We start from the raw sequence: 18,376 nt of genomic DNA on the forward strand, positions 1-18,376 counted from the left end.
CAAGGCCGCGCCCCGCTTCGGGAGCGCGGCCTTGTGCGTTGGGGCGTGCGGATCAGTCAGGCACTGGTGCTGACCAGGGAGCCTGAAGTACTGCTCTGGGATTGCTGCAGGGCCTGGAACAAGGCCGCGGTGGCGGTCTGCAACGAAGCGCTGGTGCTGGCCACCTGAGCCTGGGCTGCTGCTACTTGCGCGGCCTTGGCATCGGCACTTTCCTGCTGGCTCTGCGCGGCCTGCAACTGCTGCTGTTGCTCCTGCAATTGCTTTTGCAGTTCAGCAATCTGCTTGCGCAACTGCTTGACCGAGTCGCTGCTGGAATCATCGCTGCTGGAACTGCCGCCGGCCGCGCCAGCACCCGTGGCCGGCGCCTTGGTCGCGTCGCTGGCAGCAGTGGTACTGGCGGTGGAGGTCGCTGAAGTGTCGCTGTCCGAACTGCCAGCGATGCGGGTCTTGCTCGGGCTGACCTGGGGCTGGTTGATCGCGATGGAAGTGATGCTGACCATGGTGTGAGTCCTGTCGGGTGTGAAGATACCCGGTCATCGACACCCGCCCCGGCCACTTGAGAGTGATCGTGTATCGGCCTGGTAAGCAGGCCGATACACCCCGGCCGGCCTCAGGCGCTCAAGCGCGCCGTGACCTCGCTCAACTGCCCCGACAGGCCGTGCAGATTGCGGCTCGCCGCCTCGGTGCGCTGCACGTTGTCCAGATTGGTACTGGCGATGGACGTGATCTCGGTGAGGTTGCGGGAAATGTCCTCGGCCACCGACGTCTGCTCCTCGGCGGCGGTCGCGATCTGCCGGTTCATGTCGCGAATCGCTTCTACCGCTTCGGTGATGCGCTCGAGCATGGCCCCGGCCTCGGTCACCTGCTGCACGCTCTGCTCGCTGCGGGACTGGCCGCTCTCGATGGCCTGGGCCGCATCCACGGCCCCGGTCTGCACGCTCTGGATGATCTGGTTGATCTCGGTGATCGAGGCCGCGGTGCGCTGCGCCAGGCTGCGCACTTCATCGGCGACCACGGCAAAACCGCGTCCGGCCTCACCGGCCCGGGCTGCTTCGATGGCCGCGTTGAGGGCCAGCAGGTTGGTCTGTTCGGCAATGCCCTGGATCACTTCCAGGACCTTGCCGATGCGCCCGCTGTCGGCCTCCAGCCGGCGGATCACGGTGGCGGTGTTGGCAATCTCGCCACGCATCTGGGTGATGCTGTGGATGGTCTGCTGCATCACCTGTTCGCCCTGCTGCGCCGACTGGTCGGCATCGTCTGCGGCACGAGCGGCGTCGGCGGCGTGGCGCGCCACTTCCTGGGCGGTGGCGGACATCTCGTTCATCGCCGTGGCCACCTGGTCCGTGCGGTTGAACTGCTCGTTGGTGCCCTGGGACATCAGGGTGGCGATGGAGTTGAGCTCGCCGCTGGAACTGTCCAGGTCCGAGGCACTGCGCTGCAAGCTGGCGAAGGTCTGGGCCAGGAAATCCCGCAGGGTGTTGGCGGCCATCGCCAGCTTGCCCAGTTCATCCTGACGCTCGCTGGCCACCCGCTGGGCCAGTTGGCCGCGGCTGAGCTGGGCGACATAGTCGATCAACTGACGGATCGGCTGCACCAGGCTGCGATTGACCAGCCACAGGCTGAGCAGGCCGATCAGCAAACCGGAAGCCAGCATCACCAGAATACCCAGCCACACCGTGCGGTCGGCCGCTGCACTGATCTCGGCGGACTGCCGGTCGCCGTGCTGGCGCAGCTCGGTCACCAGTTCGCTCATCTGCTCGCTGGTGGCCCGGTCCACGCCCTTGACCGCGGCATCGCCGGCACTCGGATCGGCACCGCCGGCCACATAGGCATCGCGGCCCTTCTGATAGGCCGAACCCAACTGCCGGTGCTCATCCGCCAGGCGCTGCACCCGGCTCTTGAGGGAGGCGTCCAGCCCGGAGGTCTGCACCAACTGGCCGAGGATGTTCTGCACATCGCGCTGGCGGTCTTCGAACTGCTGCCAGTACTTGTTCAACTCCTGGGGCTGCTTGCCCCGCAACAATACGTTCTTCCACTCCTGCACCTGGCTCTTGAACTGCAGGTTGGCCTCGTCGATCAACTGCGAACTGCGCAGCGGACCTTCAATCAGCTCGCGGTAGCTCTGCACGCCACCGGACAGCAAATGAAAACTCGCCAGGGCGATCAACAACATCGCCAGCAGGCTACCGCTCAGCAGGGCAAGGATTTGCGCTCTCAGGGATTTTTGCAAAAACATCGAGGAGATCTCATGGCAGGGATAGAGCAGGCCCGATGAAGGCATGCGTAGTGCCGAACATCCCTGTAAGGCGCATTCGAGAGGGGTCGAATGAGTGCAGCGTAGGAGTGTGATCGGCCTGCGCAAGACAATCTTGAGTGCCGCCGACCATCGGTATGACGGGCTCCATCATGCACTTCAAAACGTCACAAAAATGTCAAAAAGCCTTGCCATGATGGGGCTCAAGTGAACCTGAGAAACCCGCGCCAGGCACTGTCCCTCCTGCGAGACTCCATGAACCACAGCATCGACCAGAGTCACCGTGATTCCGATCTGTTCGGCCTGCTCTACGGTTTCAGCTTTCGCCCCGGCGAACGGGGCCGCGAACTGGACTCGGCCAACGCCCTGCAAGCCCTGCAACACCCCGAGGACAGCGAGGAGTTCCTCTGGCTGCACCTGAACCTGGCTCACGCCGCGTGCGAGCGCTGGATGAAGTCCCACCTGCAATTGCCCGACGAATTCTTCGAGGCCCTGCACGAAGGCTCGCGCTCGACCCGCATCGAACAGGTGGATTCGGCCCTGCTGGCGGTGGTCAACGACGTGGTGTTCAACTTCGGCAGCATGGTTTCCTCGGACATCTCAACCCTCTGGGTCTGCGCCCGCAGCCGCCTGATCGTCAGCGCCCGCCTGCAGCCGCTGCACTCGGTGGACAAGCTGCGCTCCTCGGTCAAGGCCGGAGAACGCTTTCGCTCGCCCCTGGAACTGCTGGTGCACCTGCTACGGGACCAGGGCGAAGTGCTGACCCAGATCGTGCGCCGGACCAGCCTCAGCGTGGATCAGATCGAGGACCAGTTGCTGGCAGCCCGGGTCTCCACCAACCGTGCCGAACTGGGGGCCATGCGCCGGGTGCTGGTGCGCCTGCAACGGCTGCTGGCCCTGGAGCCGGGCTCGCTGCTGCGCCTGCTCAACCGCCCGCCGCAATGGTTGCAAAAGGAAGACGTCAAGGAGCTGCGCAAGTCCACCGAAGAGTTCGCCCTGATCATCAACGACCTCACCGCCCTGGGGGAGCGGATCAAGCTGCTGCAGGAAGAGATCGCCGCCAACCTCAACGAACAGACCAACCGCACCCTGTTCACCCTGACGGTGGTCACGGTGCTGGCGTTGCCGATCAACATCATCGCCGGTTTCTTTGGCATGAACGTCGGTGGCATTCCGTTCTCCGGCGACCCGGAGGGCTTCTGGATCCTGGTAGCGCTGGTGGCCACTTTCACCGTGATCGCCGGGCGCTGGGCCTTTCGCAAACGCCAGGACTACTGACCCCCACCTTGTAGGAGCCGGCTTGCCGGCGAAGGCGTCCGCCAAGGCAGGTGCTTGGCTTGAGGGCCTCTTCGCCGGCAAGCCGGCTCCTACGGGATGAGCGGGATGGAGGGATGGTCGTGCGTGATCGATCTGATCAACGGAACGGCTCAATTGCATAAACCATGACCTGAGGCAGCCTCCCTGTAACATTCAGCAACGATCATGGGCAGCACTCCTTCTCGCCACAGGATTGTCCAGCAATGGCCACCCCGTCCCTGACTGCCGCTTCGTCCAACCTCGACAGCAAACCGCAACTGGATAAAAAGCCCGGCCCCTTCACCCTCGTCGCCTTCTTCGCGGTGCTGGCCATGGGCTTGCTGTTCACCGCCTACAGCCTGGTGCACGACATGCACGAGCTGGGCACCACGGTCACCACCTGGACCCCGTTCCTGCTCCTGGGCGTGGCGTTGCTGATCGCCCTGGGCTTCGAGTTCGTCAACGGTTTCCATGACACCGCCAACGCCGTGGCCACGGTGATCTACACCCACTCGCTGCCGCCGCAGTTCGCGGTGGTCTGGTCCGGCCTGTTCAACTTCCTCGGCGTACTGCTGTCCAGCGGCGCGGTGGCTTTCGGCATCATCGCCCTGCTGCCGGTGGAACTGATCCTGCAGGTGGGTTCCTCAGCCGGTTTCGCGATGATCTTCGCCCTGCTGATCGCCGCCATCCTATGGAACCTCGGCACCTGGTGGCTGGGCCTGCCGGCTTCGTCTTCCCACACCCTGATCGGCTCGATCATCGGTGTCGGCGTGGCCAATGCCCTGATGCATGGCCGCGACGGCACCAGCGGCGTGGACTGGGGCCAGGCCACCAAGGTCGGCTACGCCCTGCTGTTCTCGCCCCTGATCGGCTTCGTGTTCGCCGCCCTGCTGCTGTTGGCCCTGCGCCTGTTCGTCAAGAACCGTGCCCTGTACAAGGCACCCAAGGGCGACGCACCGCCGCCCTGGTGGATTCGCGGGCTGCTGATCCTGACCTGCACCGGCGTGTCCTTCGCCCACGGTTCCAACGACGGCCAGAAAGGCATGGGCCTGATCATGCTGATCCTGGTGGGCACCCTGCCCATGGCCTACGCCTTGAACCGCACCATGCCCGCCGACCAGTCGCTGCAATTCGCCGCGGTGGCCGAAGTCACCCAGCAGGCCCTGGTGAAGAGTGCCCCGCAACCGGCGCCGGCCGATTCCCGCGCGGTGCTCTCGGAGTACATGCGCAGCAAGGAAGCGACGCCGGAACTGATCCCCGCGCTGGCCGCCCTGACCGGCGCCATCGGCACTGAAGTGAAGGGCTACGGTTCGCTGGCCAAGGTGCCCGCCGAAGCCATGGGCAACGTGCGCAACGACATGTACCTGACCAGCGAGGCGATCCGCCTGATGGACAAGAATCAGGTAGGCCACTTCGACCAGGACACCCGGGACAAACTGCAACTGTTCAAGCAACAGATCGACAACGCCACGCGCTTCATTCCGCTGTGGGTGAAGATCGCCGTGGCCATCGCCCTTGGCCTGGGCACCATGGTGGGCTGGAAGCGCATCGTGGTCACCGTTGGCGAAAAGATCGGCAAGACCCACCTGACCTACGCCCAGGGCGCCTCGGCGGAAACCGTGGCGATGCTGACCATCGGCGCGGCGGACATGTTCGGCCTGCCGGTGTCCACCACCCATGTGCTGTCCTCGGGGGTGGCCGGGACCATGGTGGCCAATGGCGGCGGCTTGCAGATGCGCACCATCCGCAACCTGGCCATGGCCTGGGTGCTGACCCTGCCGGCGGCGATCCTGCTGTCCGGCAGCCTGTACTGGTTGTTCACTCAGCTGTTCTGAGGGGCATGCCTCCCCCTCTGTAACCGCTGCCGAGCCTGCGAGGCTGCGAAAAGGCCCGCGGGGCCTTGCCTGGCGATCCCTCGCCAAACCTGCAGCAGCCTCAGGCTCCCAGCGGCTACACGAGCAAGAAGGTCAGGAAGGGAACAACTTGCTCAGGCAACTGAGCTTTTTCTTGTAGGAACGCCGGGCCTCCAGCGCTTCTTCCAGGGTCACCGCGACAAAACGGGCCTTCTGGTTGGGCTGCATCTGGCCGATCAGGTCGAGGTCGGCGCTGATCACCGTGCCGATCATCGCGTAGCCACCACCGGACACCGCGTCCCGGTGCAGGACGATGGGTTCGAGCCCCGCCGGCACCTGGATCGAACCGATGGGATAGCAGCTGTCGACGATGTTCGACGGATCGGAACCGGCACCGAACGGCTGCTCCCTGGGCTGGAAGCTCAAGGCGCTGCCGCCCTTGAAGCGATAGCCGATGCGGTCCGCCTCCGAGCCCACGGTCCAGGGTTCGGCGAAGAAGCTGGCCTTGGCCGCCTCGCTCAAGCGCTCGTAGTACAGGCCCGGCACCACCCGCAGGGTGATTTCGCCCCCCAGGGATTGGCGCAGCGCCATGGGCAAGCTGGCACCGGGACGGCTTTTGCCGCTGGCGACGCCCACCGGCAGCTCATCACCCGCCACCAGGCGCCGGCCCTGGAAACCACCCAGGGTACCCAAGGCGTAAGTCGAGCGGCTGCCCAACACCAGCGGCACATCGATGCCACCGGCCACCGCCAGATACGCCCGGGCCCCGGCCTTGGGAAAGTCGAAGCGCAGCACTTGCCCGGCCTTGACCGCAAAGGCGGTATCCAGGTGCATGTCCACGCCATCGAGCTTGGGGGTCATGTGGGCACCGCAGACCGCCACCAGGGCACTGGTGCTGAATGCAAGCTCAGGGCCGAGCAAGGTGCACTCCAGCCCCGCTGCCCCCGCCGGGTTGCCCACCAGCTGGTTGGCGGCGCTCAGGGCGTACTGGTCCAGGGCCCCGGACGGCGGAATCCCCAGGTGATAGAAACCTTCGCGCCCCAGGTCCTGTACCGATGTGGCCAGGCCCGGTTTGATGACCTTGATCATGCCAGCACCTCCTGCAGCGACGTGGGATAGCCGACCGGGTCGGCGAGAAAGGCATCCAGGGAAAACTCCACCTCGCGGATGCGCAAGTCGAAACGCCCGGCCTCGACCTCGGCCACGGCAAGGTCATAGGCCTGGCGGTCAATGGGCTTGAACTGCACGATGTCCCCCGGACGGAAGAACACCATGTGCTGCTTGAGGTAGGCCAACTGTTGCTGCGGGTCGTAGATCGGCGCCGGGGTGACGCCGAACATCTGGTAGCCGCCGGCACCGCGCACCGAGTAGATGCAGCCGAAACAGCCGCCATGGCCCAGGGTCAGTTTGGGCGTATCGGTGCGCGGCCGCAGGTACTTGGGCACCTGCAGTTGCCGTTCACGTTCGACCATCTGGAACATGAACGGCAGGCCCGCCACAAAGCCCACCATGGAGACGAACCAGGGCGCGCCGCTGTGGGCGGCGATAAAGGCTTCGACATCCGCCAGGCCGTTGATCCGCGCCGCGTACTCAAGATCGGTGGCGCTGGGGTCCTGGTGCCGGTCGCGAAAGCGCATCAGGGTTTCATGGGTCCAGGGGTCGTTGTAGAGCACCGGGATCTCGATGATCCGGGTATGCAGGCTGCGCTCGGCCACCGCGCAGGCCTCGGCCTGTTGCACCGCCTCCAGCAGGGTGTGCGGGGCGATGCGGTCCGGGTCGAAGCGGATCTGGAACGAAGCATTGGCCAGGCACACATCCAGCACGCCATCCAATTCCAGGCGCTCCACCGCGCGGGTCACCGCCATGCCCTTGAAGAAGGCTTCCAGGGACATGCTGTCGCTGACTTCGGCGAACAGGTGCTCGTCGGCACCAAAGCTGTAGCGGATAGGCAGGTTCATGCGACACCTCCGGCGCGGCGCTCGGCCAGCCAGGTTTCCAGGGTTCCGGTGTGAAAGTCGGCCTGCTCCAGCCAGGGTTCGGCCAGCAGTTCACGGTGCAGCGACAAGGTGCTGGCCATGCCGGTCAGGGTGGTGTGCTCCACGGCAATCCGCGCCCGGGCCAGAGCCTCGCAGCGGTCACGGCCGTGGACGATCAGCTTGGCCAGCAGCGAGTCGTAGTAAGGCGGCACAGCATAGCCCGGGTACAGGTGGCTATCGACTCGCACCCCGGCGCCTTGCGGCCAGATCAACTGCTCGACCTTGCCCGGGCTGGGGAAGAAATCCCGCGCCGGATCTTCGGCGTTCAGGCGCATCTGCAAGGCCGCGCCGTTAAGCCGGATATCACTCTGGCGCAAACCCAGGGGCTCGCCCCCGGCAATACGCAGCATGGCCTGGACCAGATCGATGCCGGTGATCAGCTCGCTGATGGGGTGCTCCACCTGAATCCGCGTGTTCATCTCGATAAAGAAGAACTCGCCGGTGCTGTCGTCGTAGAGGTATTCCAGAGTGCCCGCGCCCTGGTAGCCCAAGGCTTCGGTGAGGCGCACGGCGCTGCTGCACAACTGCTCACGCTGCTCGGCACTGAGTACCGGCGAAGGCGCTTCCTCGAAGATCTTCTGCCGCCGCCGTTGCAGCGAACACTCGCGTTCGAAGAGGTGCACCGCGTGTTTGCCATCGCCCAACACCTGGACTTCGATGTGCCGCGCACGGCCAATGAAACGCTCCAGGTACACCGCGCCGTTGCCGAAAGCCGTCTGGGCTTCGCGTTGCGCCCTAGGGAATTCCTCGGCCAATTGCGCCGCGTCCCGGGCCAGGCGGATCCCGCGCCCGCCACCGCCGGCACTGGCCTTGATCAACAACGGAAAGCCCACGACTTCAGCGGCCGCCAGCGCACTGTCCAGGTCGAAGAGTTCTCCTGGGGAGCCCGGTACCACCGGCACTCCCGCCGCCTGCGCAGTGCGCCGGGCTTCGGCCTTGTCACCCATGCGGCGGATGGTTTCGGCACTGGGACCGACGAAGATCGCCCCGGCCTCGACCACCGCCTCGGCGAAGTCGGCATTCTCGGAAAGAAAGCCATAGCCCGGATGTACCGCGTTGGCACCGCTGGCCTGCAAGGCACCGAGCAGGGCCTGGACATTCAGGTAGCTCTTGTCGGCCCGCGCCGGGCCGATGATCTGTACTTCATCGGCCATACGTGCGGCCATGGAATCGGCATCCGCCTCACTGCAGGCGGCAACGGTGGGAATCCCCAGGGCCTTGGCCGCGCGAATAATGCGCACGGCAATCTCGCCACGGTTGGCCACCAGCAATTTGTTGATTGATCCAGTCATGCCCCGGCCCTCACTGTTCGAGCGTCGCGACGACCTGACCCGGTTCCACCGGATCACCGTCTTCCACCAGAAAGGCGCTGACTTGACCCGCGCTCCCGGCGGTCAGTTCGGAAAACTGCTTCATGACTTCGATCAGGCCGATCACGGTATCGGCGCTGACGCTGTCGCCGACCTCGACGAAAGGCGCCGACTCCGGGGTGGCCTTGCGATAAAAGGTGCCCGGCAAGGGGGTGATAACACTGTATTCGGCCATGTCTGTTCCTTTTGGAATAGTTGTAGAAAGGCAGGCAAAAAAAACAAAACCAGATGAACCCCGCGTCTGTGCGCGGTGCTTCGTGTCGATGCGCCTCAACGCGGTGCACGGACCTCGATACCGGCCTGATCCAGCGCCGTGCGGGTGGCCTCCACCAGATCCAGGGCACCCGGAGTGTCGCTGTGCAGGCAGATGGAATCGAATTCGAGAAACAGCTCCTCGCCTTCGACGGTGCGTACCAGGCCGGTCTGGCAGGCGCGCAGCACCTTGGCCGCCACGGCTGCCGGGTCCAGGGCGCGGACGTTGCGGGTAAACACGATGGAGCCGCTGAGGTCGTAGTCGCGGTCGGCGTAGAACTCGCGGATCACCGGCTGCCCCAGCTCCTGGGCCACGCGCCAGATCACCGAATTGGGCATGCAATACAGCAGCAACTCGGGCTCCAGCCGGCGCAGGTTTTGCACCAGCAGCCGCGCCGCTTCCTCGTCCCGGGCCAGGTGCATGTAGAGCGCACCATGAGGCTTGATGTGCTGCAGCTTCACGCCTTGTACCCGGGCCATTTCCCGCAGGGCGCCAAGCTGATAGAGCATGTCGTCCACCAGCTCCTGGGCCGGGGCATTGATGTGCCGGCGGCCGAAACCCACCAGGTCGCGAAACCCCGGATGGGCGCCGATGGCTACCCCCAGGCGCTTGGCCTGTTCGATGGTGCGGCGCATGGTGCCGGGGTCGCCGGCGTGAAAGCCGGTGGCGATATTGGCCGAGCTGATAAAGCCCATCAGCTCGTTGTCGACGCCATCGCCGATGGTCCACGGGCCGAAGCTCTCGCCCATGTCCGAATTGAAATCCACTGCCTGCATCACTGTTGCTCCAACTCTCGTGACTTCGTGCGACGAAAATTAGAGCGCCCTTGACCCCTTGGGAAGATCTATTATCAGATAGAGCTTGTTCTGAAAAACAGATAAAGCTAGCAGGCAGCGTGATGCGTGACGGCACAGGCGCTTGCACGATCGCTTTCGCCGGCAAGCCGGCTCCTGCAGCGTTAGAGGGGAATGGGCCGTGTCGTTGACCTTGCGCCAGGTGCGCTATTTCGTTGCTACCGCCGAGATCGGGCAGATTTCCCAGGCGGCGCTGCACTTGAATATTTCCCAGTCGGCGGTGACCACGGCGATCAAGGAGCTGGAGGCGATGCTCGCCGTGCAGCTGTTCGTGCGCTCGGCCCAGGGCATGAACCTGACCGATGCCGGGCGGCATTTTCTCAACCGCGCCTACGTGATCCTGCGCAGCGTCGAAGATGCCCTGAACAGCCCGTTGCCGGACTATCGGGCCAGCGGCGTATTGCACCTGGCGGCCAGCTACACGGTGATCGGCTACTTCCTGCCGCACCACCTGCAGCGCCTGCAGCACTGGCACCCGGACGTCACCATCGAGCTCCATGAACAGGAACGCCAGGCCATCGAGCAAGGCTTGCTGGAAGGCCGCTTCGACATGGCAGTGGTACTCACCGCCAACCTGACGCACCCGGACATCGTCTCGCAGACCCTGTTCAACTCCGAGCGCCGGCTGTGGCTGCCGGCCCATCATCCGCTGTGCGAGCGCAGCAGCATCAGCCTGGCGGACGTGGCCGAGGAGCCGTTCATCCTGCTCACCGTCGACGAAGCCGAGCAAAGCGCCATGCGTTATTGGGAACAGGCCGGCCAGCAGCCCCGGGTGCGCGTGCGCACCAGCTCGGTGGAAGCGGTGCGCAGCATGGTGGCCAACGGCAGCGGCGTGGCGATCCTCTCGGATCTGGTGCACCGGCCCTGGTCACTGGAAGGCAAGCGTATCGAGACCCTGAGCCTGAGCGATGCGGTCACGCCCATGAGCGTGGGGCTGGCCTGGCACCGCGAGCGTACCTTCACCCCGGCCATGCAGGCCCTGCGCGATTATTTCCACGACGCCTTCCTGGCGCCCCAGCAACTCAGCGCCCGGCGCTGAGCGTGTGGCCCTGTCACCTGCTGAGCCGTTCGCAGCCTGCGCCAGCGGCTACAGGGTGATTCAGGGGCAGGTCCAGCGTTGCGCGGCGGCGGCGATCTGCCCGGCCAACTGGGCGATGGCCTGTTGATGGGCCTGGACCAGGCTGTTCAGTTCCACCCCCGCCGGCTGGTGGATCTGGCTGCTGCAGGTCAGGCTGCGGGCCGGGCCGCCCTCACCCCGCTGGCGCAGGCTCCAGACCACATCGATCAGTGCATAGCGCCCGGGCAGGGACTCGAAGCGCCGCACATCGGTCTGTAACGACAGCACCGGGCGCCCGGGCTGCTTGGGCAGGCCTTCAAGGTTGCGGGTACCCAGCTTCTGCTCCATCTGGCTGGCCAGGGCATCGTGGAACTCATCCACCAGCGGCGCGCTCCAGCGCTGGGTTTCGAGGATCGCCAGGGTGCCGCTGTCCTGGCGCACCACCAGTTGCGGCTGGTCCACCTGGACCGGAATCCTCACCGTGGACATTTCGAACTGCGGCCCCCCGGTGCGGGCCGCGCTGCTGCCTTCGGCCACCGGTGGCAGCAGGGTGTAGTAATGGGTGGGCGCGGAGCTGCAGGCGGCAAGTCCCAGGGTCAGGCAGAGCAACAGGGCACGGGTTTTCATGGCTGGGCTTCCGGTACGGATTCGCGAACAGAGGAGGATGGCGACTGGTAGGCATCCGGTTGATTGTCTTTGAGGCGCCCGCGGATCAGCGCTTCAGGATGACGCCCGAGGAAATCGCTGAGCACCCGCACCGAACGCGCGGTGCGCTGCACTTCCTCCATGGCCTGGCCGAGTTTCTGCCGCTGCGGCGAGTCTTCGGAGAAACTCTCGTTGGCGCTGGCCAGGGTCTTCTTGGATTGCTCCAGGGTGTCGCGCATCTGTGGCAGCACTTCGCCGTTGACCTGTTTGAGGGTCTTCTGCATCTCCGCCAGGCTGCCATTGAGGTTGGCGGCAATGGAGTCGATCGGCAGCTTGCTGATCTTGTCCACCACGGCCTGCAACTGCTCCTGCAACTTGTCCATGCTGCCAGGCACAGTGGGAATCTCCAGGGGCCGTGCGGTAGCGTCATAGGCCACCGGCTTGGCGTTGGTGACAAAGTCCAGGGAGATGTACAGCTGGCCGGTCAGCAGGTTGCCGCTGCGGGGCTGGGCGCGCAGGCCGTTCTTGACGAAGGCGCCGATCAGTTTCGCCGAGCGGGCGTCGTCTTCGCCGCCAGTCTGCTTCACCAGCTTTTCGTGGGCCTTGCCCAGCCGCTCGGGGTAGATCACCGCGCCGACCAGGGTCGGGAAATACTTGCGCTGCTCGTCGTAGTCCAGGTCCATGGACACCACCTTGCCGATGTTCACCCCGAGGAACTCCACCGGGGCATTCACCGACAGGCCGCGCAAGGCCTGGTCGAAGCGCATGCGAATGTAATAGGGCGCGCCGTCGGGCGGCGCCAGGGCGGTGTCCTGGTCGCCGAACAGGGTGTACTCGGCGTTCTCGTCAGCCGGCTTGGCGTTGGGGCTGTACTTGGGTTCGACGAAGGCAATGCCGCCGGCGAGGATCGACGACACCGACTCGGTGTTGACCTTCAAACCGTTGGCGCCGAGGGTCACGTCGACGCCGCTGGCGTTCCAGAAACGGGTGTCGGTGGTGACGTACTTATCGTTGGGCGAGTTGACGAAGATCTTCACGTCCACGCCCTTGCCGCTGTTGGCCAACTGGTAGGACACCACCTGCCCCACCTCGATGCGCCGGTAATAGACCGGCGAGCCGATGTCCAGCGAGCCGAGGTCGTCGGTGTGCAGGGTAAAGCGCTTGCCCTTCTGCCCATAGGTGATGGGCGGCGGGGTTTCCAGGCCCTTGAAGCTGTCCTTGCGTTTTTCCGACTTGCCGGCGTCGGCGCCGATAAAGGCCCCGGAAAGCAGGGTGTCGACCCCGGAAATGCCATTGGCGCCGATTCGCGGGCGCACCACCCAGAACAGCGAATCGTCGGCGGTGAAGGGTTCGGCGGACTGGTCCAGCTCGACCTTGGCCACCACCTTCTTGCGGTCGTCGCTCAGGGCGATGGAGGTCACCTTGCCGATCACCACGTTCTTGTACTTGACCTGGGTCTTGTTGGCTTCCAGGCCTTCGGCGGTCTGGAAGCTGATGCTGATTTCCGGCCCCGCCGAGAGTGAGTTGTGCACCACCATCGACAGCCCCACCAGGGCCGCGACAATCGGCACCAGCCACACCAGCGAGACATTGAAACGCCGCGTGCGCAGCGCCGGAGCGCCAGGAACGGGCGGGGGATTTGCTGCGTTGGAACCTGGATGATCAGACATCTTCAACCTCTGCGTCCCAGATAAGCCGGGGATCGAAACTCATGGCCGCCAACATCGTCAGCACCACCACCAAACCAAAAAACAGAATACCCATGCGCGGGTCGATCGAACTCAGGGCGCGAAACTGCACCAGGGCCGCCACCAGGGCCACCACCAGCACGTCGAGCATCGACCAGTAGCCGATCAGCTCGATGAAACGATAGAGCTTGGCCCGCTCGCGCTGGGCCCAGAGGCTGCGGCGCTGGCAGGTCACCAGCAGGGTGCCGAGGACAAAGAACTTGCTGCAGGGCACCACCACGCTGGCGATGAAGATCAGCAGGGCGATGTCCCAGGAACCGTGTTTCCAGAACTCCACCACGCCGCTCATGATGGTGTTTTCACTGGCGCTGCCAAAGATGCTGGTGTGCATCACCGGCAGCAGGTTGGCCGGAATGTAGAAGATCAGGCTGGCCAGGAGAAAGGCCCAGGTGCGCGCCAGGCTGTTGGGCTTGCGCGCATGCACCGGCGCATCGCAGCGCGGGCATTGATGCTCGGACGCCTGGCAGACCTGGCCGCAGGTGTGGCACAGCATCAATTGGTGGTCCCGGGCGTAGGGCGGAGCGCTCATCAGTAGCGGCCCTCCAGGTCATCCCAGAGGTAGCGGATGTCCTTGCCGGAAATCAGGATGATCAGCACCGTGAGCATCGCCAGGGCCCACAGCCCCAGCCCCGGGTGCACATCGAGCATCCCCGCCAGCTTGACGATGGCCACCAGGATCCCCAGCAGGCACACCTCCAGCATGCTCCAGGGCCGCAGGTGCTCCAGAGCGCGCATGCTGGCCTTGAAGCCGGGTGCGGCGCGCCCCACATTGGCAAACCCCAGCACCCAGCACAGCAGGATGATCTGCAGGCACGGCGCAAGAATGATGGTCAGGCCGGTGATCGCGGCAATCAGGCTGATGCGGCCCTGGGCCAGGGCCTCCACCGATTGCCAGAGGGTTGCCTCGTTGCTCAGGCCTTCGAGGCTGATCTTGATCACCGGAAACAGATTGGCGAAGACGAACAACAACCCGGCGGTGATCGACAGGGCCAACAGCTGCTGCACACTCAGCCAACGGGCACGGGCCAGTACCGCGCCACAGCGCGAGCACTGGGCCGTCTGGCCTTTGCCGAGCGGCACGGACTCGTACAACGAATCGCAGTGTTCGCAGATGATCCAGTTGCGGGAAATAGTCATGGCCTTCAGATAGTCAGGAGGACAGCAGGTTCACTGAACGGAACCCGAAGCCGGGTATTTTCTGAAAAAGTAGAGGATGGTGTCTAGTTTTCTCTAGGACTGCACCCCACGCTCTACGCCATAATAGGCGCCCCCGGACATTTCGCTGACCATGACCGAATCCATTCCCTCCCCCGCCGCTCCCCACCGAGCCCCCAAACAGTCCCGTGGCCACGAACGGGTGATGGCGATCCTCGACGCTTGTGCCCGGCTACTGCCCAGCCAGGGGGCGGCGAACCTGACCATGCACGGCATCGCCCGGCTGGCCGGTACCTCCATCGGTTCGCTCTATCATTTTTTCAGTGACAAGCAGCAAGTGCTCGAAGCCCTGGGCCAGCGCCACATCGAAGCCATGAGCACCATCACCAGCGACCTGCTGGCGGTTGCTCCGCAGGTCTGGACGGGGTCCAGTGGCCGGCAAGTGATAGAGCGCATGGTGCTGCCGATCCTCGAATACCTGGAGCAGCACCCCGACCTGCTGCTGATGATCAACCCGGGGTTTGCCATGGGCCAGTTGCAGGCCCCGGACCTGCGCCTGCAGATCAAGAGCGTCTATCGCCAGGTCCTGGCGCTGCGCCTTCCCCGGGCCAGTGCCGCCGAGCGCGAGGCCTACGCCATGGCCATGCTCGGCCTGCCCATCGGCCTGTTCCAGCTGGCCCTGGAACACCCCGAGTTCAAGAGCCAGCTGCTGCTCGAAGAAGTGCCGCGGGCGCTGGAAGCCTATCTGGCTGCCATCGAAGGGCGGCACCCGGCGCCCTGAACCGGCTCAGTGAGCCAGGCGCTGTTGCAGCCACTTGTCCCGCAGCACGTCGTAGACCCAGTGATAGACATAGGTGTACGGCAGGAAGAACAGCAACACGCCGATGTCCAGGATGAACGCCTGCAGCAGGCTGATATTCAGCCACCAGGCAATCATCGGTACGCCCACTGCCACCAGCCCGCCTTCGAACATCAACGCATGCAGGACCCGGGTCCAGCCGTTGTGGACCCACTGCAAGCGCTTGAGCAACCGGTCGAACAGGCCGTTGAACACCACGTTCCAGGCCAGGGCCAACAGGCCGATGCCGATGGTCACCAGGCCCATGTCGGCCATGGGCTTGTCCATGATCCAGGACAGCAGCGGGGTGCAGATCAGCACCGCCAGCAGTTCAAAACCTACCGCCTGGAAGATGCGTTCGTTAAGGGATTTCTGAAGGCTCATGGTCGGCTCCTTGAATGAATGTGTTGCCGATCTTCCAGGACAAGGCCGATACTTCATAATCAATAACCATCGAGCAGGGCGATAGTTCATGGCCTCACATGAAGTGCTGCTGGCGTTTGTCCAGGCAGCCACCCAAGGTTCCTTTTCCGCTGCCGCGCGCAAGCTGGGCAAGAGCCAGTCCACCATCAGCGCGGCGGTGGCCAGCCTGGAGATCGACCTCGACGTGCAGCTTTTCGACCGTTCCAGCCGCAAGCCCGGCCTCACCCCGGCCGGGCATGTGCTGCTGCAGCGTGCCGAAGCAATCCTGGCTGCCACCAGCCGCCTGGAAATGGCCGCCAGCCAGCTGTCCCAGGGCATTGAGGCGAAACTCACGGTGGCGCTGTCGGACACCTACCAGTCGGATCGCTTCGAAAGCAGCCTGAGCGCCTTCGAGCAGCGTTACCCGGACCTCGAGCTGGAATGCCTGATTGCCGAGTGCGAAGACCTGATCGCCCTGGTGCAGAGCGGCCGGGCGCAGATCGCCTTTGCCGAGATGCAGGCCGACTACCCGGCGGACCTGGAGCACAAGACCATGGAGGAGCGCAGTGAGATTTCCCTCTACGTGGCCTGCAAGCATCCCTTGGCGCAGCAGGCCCGGGTCGATGAGGAAAGCCTGCGCCAGCACCGTGAATTGCGTCTGGCCACCGTGCTCAACCCCTACGACAGCCGCTGCCAGGGCCGGGTCTGGTCGGCCCCCAGCTACCTGATGCTGCTGGAGATGGCCCAGGGCGGCTTTGGCTGGGCGCCCCTGCCGCGCTGGCTGGTGGAAGGTTTTGGCGCGGGCAAGTTGCAGGAGCTGAACGTGCGTGGCTGGCCGCGCACCGTGGCGGTGGACGCGCTCTGGTCGCGCCTGCACCCGCCAGGGCCGGCGGGCAGCTGGTTGCTGGCGCAGATGCTGCAATGACCGCGCTCGTCAGCGCCGCCCGCTAGCCGATTGGCCGCAGGGTGCGCAAGTAGTCATGCAGCGTGCGCAAGGTCGCCGACTCCAGCGCCTGCACGGCGTAGCACAAGCCGATCCGCCGGCTGGGCGCCGGCAGGTGCAAGGCCCGGCTTTCTACCCCCTCGCGGCCCTGCACCAGCGACAGCGGCAGCATCGCCACCCCAAGGCCCGCCGCCACCATGTTCAGCGCCTGCTTCAAGCTCCCGGCATGCCCGGCCTGGGCTTGCACAGCACCGCCATAGAGCGCCATCAGGCGCTGGTGCGAGGCGTGCTCCGGGCAAGTGACCCAGTCCTCCACCCGGGGCTGGGGCTGCTCTTGCTCCAGCAGCCTGTGCCCCACCGGCACCGCCAGCACATAAGGCTCCTCCCATAACGGAAGGAACAATTCGTCCTCGCAGCACAGCTCTTCCACCGCCAGGCGCGCGTCGCCGACACAGCCTTCCTGCAAGGTCAGCAATAGGTTGGGCAACGCCTGCTGGGCCATTCGTACGAAAGCGGAGACCTGGCTGTCGGCAATATCACCTTCTACTCCCAGCTCCAGCGCCAAACGGCTTTCGTCCTGGCGAAACAGACGGCTCAAGCTCTCGGCCTCGGCCACCATGCGTCGGGCCTGGGGATACAGCACCCGCGCCTGCTCGCTGACTTCAACACCCCGTGGCTGGCGCAGGAACAACTGCGCCCCCAACTCGTCCTCAAGCTGTTTGATGGTCACCGACAAGGTCGGCTGGCTGATGCACAAGCGCTGGGCGGCAGCGGTGATGTTGCGCTCCTCGAACACCGCAAGGAAGGCTTTGAGATGGCGGACATCCATAGAAAATACCGATTACAGACAGAGGAATAAGGCATTTTTCAGCCTCAAGAGGGCTAAATATACTGCCCGCCCCGTAAAGCCATGCATTTTTCTTATTCCTGGAGTCCTCCCATGAGCAAGCCTCTCGTCATCATCACCGGCGCCAGTTCGGGCATCGGCGAGGCCACCGCCCGCCTGCTGTCGGCGGCCGGCCATCCCCTCCTGCTGCTGGCCCGGCGCGTCGAGCGCCTGCACGCCCTGGAATTGCCCGACAGCCTGAGCCGCGCGGTGGACATCACCGACCGCGCCGCACTGCTGGCCGCCGTGGCGGAGGCCGAAGCGCGGTTCGGCCCGGCGGACGCCCTGATCAACAACGCCGGGGTCATGCTCCTGGGGGGAATCAGCCGGCAGGACCCGCAGCAGTGGGAGCGCATGCTCGACGTCAACGTCAAGGGGCTGCTCAATGGCGTACACGCCGTGGTGTCCGGGATGATCGAGCGCCGCCAGGGCACCCTGATCAACGTCAGTTCGGTGGCCGGACGCAAGACCTTTGCCAACCACGTGGCCTATGTCGGCACCAAGTTCGCGGTCCACGGGCTCTCGGAAAACCTGCGCGAAGAGCTGGCGCCACACAATGTGCGGGTCATCACCATCGCCCCCGGTGCGGTAGAAACCGAACTGCTGAGCCACACCACCGACGAGGCCATCAAGGCCGGTTACCAGGCCTGGAAACAGGACATGGGCGGTACGGTGCTGAGTGCAGACGACGTGGCCGGGGCCATTGCCTTTGCCTACCAGCAGCCGCAGCAAGTGTGTATCCGCGAGATCGTCCTGGCGGCGACCCGTCAGCAGGCTTGAGCCGGG

General features: G+C 64.8%; 19 protein-coding genes and 1 pseudogene. 6 read left to right on the forward strand and 14 right to left on the reverse strand.

Annotated features, from left to right (window positions below; all coding sequences use genetic code 11):
- Positions 1-56: 56 nt before the first annotated feature.
- From ACUXVH_RS17925 to ACUXVH_RS17935, 3 genes and pseudogenes are all read right to left on the reverse strand, one after another.
- On the reverse strand, positions 57-500 hold the full coding sequence (locus tag ACUXVH_RS17925; protein ID WP_065365396.1) for a hypothetical protein: 444 nt from the start codon (positions 498-500) through the stop codon (positions 57-59).
- A 110-nt stretch (positions 501-610) separates the two neighbouring features.
- Positions 611-1,489 (reverse strand): methyl-accepting chemotaxis protein, encoded by an 879-nt coding sequence (locus ACUXVH_RS17930; RefSeq protein ID WP_370059444.1) that lies wholly within the window; start codon positions 1,487-1,489, stop codon positions 611-613.
- A 54-nt stretch (positions 1,490-1,543) separates the two neighbouring features.
- Positions 1,544-2,281 (reverse strand): annotated as a pseudogene (locus tag ACUXVH_RS17935) (methyl-accepting chemotaxis protein); the annotation flags it as partial.
- A 228-nt stretch (positions 2,282-2,509) separates the two neighbouring features.
- Between ACUXVH_RS17935 and ACUXVH_RS17940 the strand changes: the two are divergent.
- Positions 2,510-3,532 carry a transporter gene (locus tag ACUXVH_RS17940; protein ID WP_065365394.1) on the forward strand — a complete coding sequence of 341 codons (1,023 nt, stop codon included), beginning with the start codon at positions 2,510-2,512 and terminating at the stop codon, positions 3,530-3,532.
- A gap of 242 nt (positions 3,533-3,774) precedes the next feature.
- On the forward strand, positions 3,775-5,385 hold the full coding sequence (locus ACUXVH_RS17945; protein ID WP_015636700.1) for an inorganic phosphate transporter: 1,611 nt from the start codon (positions 3,775-3,777) through the stop codon (positions 5,383-5,385).
- A 132-nt stretch (positions 5,386-5,517) separates the two neighbouring features.
- Here the strand turns inward: ACUXVH_RS17945 and ACUXVH_RS17950 are convergent, their stop codons facing one another.
- The 5 genes from ACUXVH_RS17950 to ACUXVH_RS17970 all read right to left on the reverse strand — a co-directional run bounded on the left by ACUXVH_RS17950 (position 5,518) and on the right by ACUXVH_RS17970 (position 9,838).
- Positions 5,518-6,492: a 5-oxoprolinase subunit C family protein gene (locus ACUXVH_RS17950; protein ID WP_065365393.1), complete on the reverse strand. Its 975-nt coding sequence runs from the start codon at positions 6,490-6,492 to the stop codon at positions 5,518-5,520.
- Entirely contained in the window at positions 6,489-7,361 is an 873-nt protein-coding gene (locus tag ACUXVH_RS17955) for a 5-oxoprolinase subunit B family protein (protein WP_015636702.1), read from the reverse strand. Before ACUXVH_RS17955 ends, ACUXVH_RS17950 begins: the two co-directional genes overlap by 4 nt.
- Positions 7,358-8,731, reverse strand: a complete 1,374-nt coding sequence (locus ACUXVH_RS17960) for an acetyl-CoA carboxylase biotin carboxylase subunit (RefSeq protein ID WP_065365392.1) — start codon at positions 8,729-8,731, stop codon at positions 7,358-7,360. The genes ACUXVH_RS17955 and ACUXVH_RS17960 overlap by 4 nt, the downstream gene beginning before the upstream one ends.
- A gap of 10 nt (positions 8,732-8,741) precedes the next feature.
- On the reverse strand, positions 8,742-8,984 hold the full coding sequence (locus tag ACUXVH_RS17965) for an acetyl-CoA carboxylase (protein WP_011062806.1): 243 nt from the start codon (positions 8,982-8,984) through the stop codon (positions 8,742-8,744).
- Between the two features lie 95 nt (positions 8,985-9,079).
- A complete protein-coding gene (locus ACUXVH_RS17970) occupies positions 9,080-9,838 on the reverse strand; it encodes a 5-oxoprolinase subunit PxpA (protein WP_041119565.1) in 759 nt (252 codons plus the stop codon).
- Positions 9,839-10,037: 199 nt separating this feature from the next.
- Here ACUXVH_RS17970 and ACUXVH_RS17975 point away from each other — a divergent pair, with 199 nt between their 5' ends.
- Entirely contained in the window at positions 10,038-10,955 is a 918-nt protein-coding gene (locus ACUXVH_RS17975) for a LysR family transcriptional regulator (protein WP_011062808.1), read from the forward strand.
- 60 nt (positions 10,956-11,015) lie between these two features.
- On the opposite strand, the gene ACUXVH_RS17980 is transcribed toward ACUXVH_RS17975, so the two are convergent.
- The 4 genes from ACUXVH_RS17980 to ACUXVH_RS17995 are packed head-to-tail and all read right to left on the reverse strand — an operon-like array spanning position 11,016 to position 14,503.
- Positions 11,016-11,600 carry a PqiC family protein gene (locus ACUXVH_RS17980; RefSeq protein ID WP_065365391.1) on the reverse strand — a complete coding sequence of 195 codons (585 nt, stop codon included), beginning with the start codon at positions 11,598-11,600 and terminating at the stop codon, positions 11,016-11,018.
- Positions 11,597-13,288: a PqiB family protein gene (locus tag ACUXVH_RS17985; RefSeq protein WP_015636705.1), complete on the reverse strand. Its 1,692-nt coding sequence runs from the start codon at positions 13,286-13,288 to the stop codon at positions 11,597-11,599. The genes ACUXVH_RS17980 and ACUXVH_RS17985 overlap by 4 nt, the downstream gene beginning before the upstream one ends.
- The gene (locus tag ACUXVH_RS17990) at positions 13,281-13,895 is read right to left on the reverse strand and encodes a paraquat-inducible protein A (RefSeq protein WP_011062811.1); all 615 of its coding nucleotides are present in this window, start codon (positions 13,893-13,895) and stop codon (positions 13,281-13,283) included. Before ACUXVH_RS17990 ends, ACUXVH_RS17985 begins: the two co-directional genes overlap by 8 nt.
- The gene (locus ACUXVH_RS17995; RefSeq protein WP_015636707.1) at positions 13,895-14,503 is read right to left on the reverse strand and encodes a paraquat-inducible protein A; all 609 of its coding nucleotides are present in this window, start codon (positions 14,501-14,503) and stop codon (positions 13,895-13,897) included. The genes ACUXVH_RS17990 and ACUXVH_RS17995 overlap by 1 nt, the downstream gene beginning before the upstream one ends.
- A gap of 151 nt (positions 14,504-14,654) precedes the next feature.
- Here ACUXVH_RS17995 and ACUXVH_RS18000 point away from each other — a divergent pair, with 151 nt between their 5' ends.
- Positions 14,655-15,302 carry a TetR/AcrR family transcriptional regulator gene (locus ACUXVH_RS18000; RefSeq protein ID WP_065365390.1) on the forward strand — a complete coding sequence of 216 codons (648 nt, stop codon included), beginning with the start codon at positions 14,655-14,657 and terminating at the stop codon, positions 15,300-15,302.
- 6 nt (positions 15,303-15,308) lie between these two features.
- Here ACUXVH_RS18000 and ACUXVH_RS18005 read toward each other — a convergent pair whose 3' ends face one another.
- Entirely contained in the window at positions 15,309-15,743 is a 435-nt protein-coding gene (locus tag ACUXVH_RS18005; RefSeq protein WP_011062813.1) for a multidrug/biocide efflux PACE transporter, read from the reverse strand.
- Between the two features lie 88 nt (positions 15,744-15,831).
- On the opposite strand from ACUXVH_RS18005, the gene ACUXVH_RS18010 reads away from it, so the two are divergent.
- Positions 15,832-16,686: a LysR family transcriptional regulator gene (locus ACUXVH_RS18010; RefSeq protein WP_011062814.1), complete on the forward strand. Its 855-nt coding sequence runs from the start codon at positions 15,832-15,834 to the stop codon at positions 16,684-16,686.
- Positions 16,687-16,708: 22 nt separating this feature from the next.
- Here ACUXVH_RS18010 and ACUXVH_RS18015 read toward each other — a convergent pair whose 3' ends face one another.
- Positions 16,709-17,533 carry a LysR family transcriptional regulator gene (locus tag ACUXVH_RS18015; RefSeq protein ID WP_011062815.1) on the reverse strand — a complete coding sequence of 275 codons (825 nt, stop codon included), beginning with the start codon at positions 17,531-17,533 and terminating at the stop codon, positions 16,709-16,711.
- A 111-nt stretch (positions 17,534-17,644) separates the two neighbouring features.
- Between ACUXVH_RS18015 and ACUXVH_RS18020 the strand changes: the two genes are divergently transcribed.
- Positions 17,645-18,370, forward strand: coding sequence for an SDR family oxidoreductase (locus tag ACUXVH_RS18020; protein WP_065365389.1), 726 nt, complete (start codon positions 17,645-17,647; stop codon positions 18,368-18,370).
- Positions 18,371-18,376 lie beyond the last annotated feature (6 nt).

It is taken from the genome of Pseudomonas sp. 8(2025) (assembly GCF_052665325.1).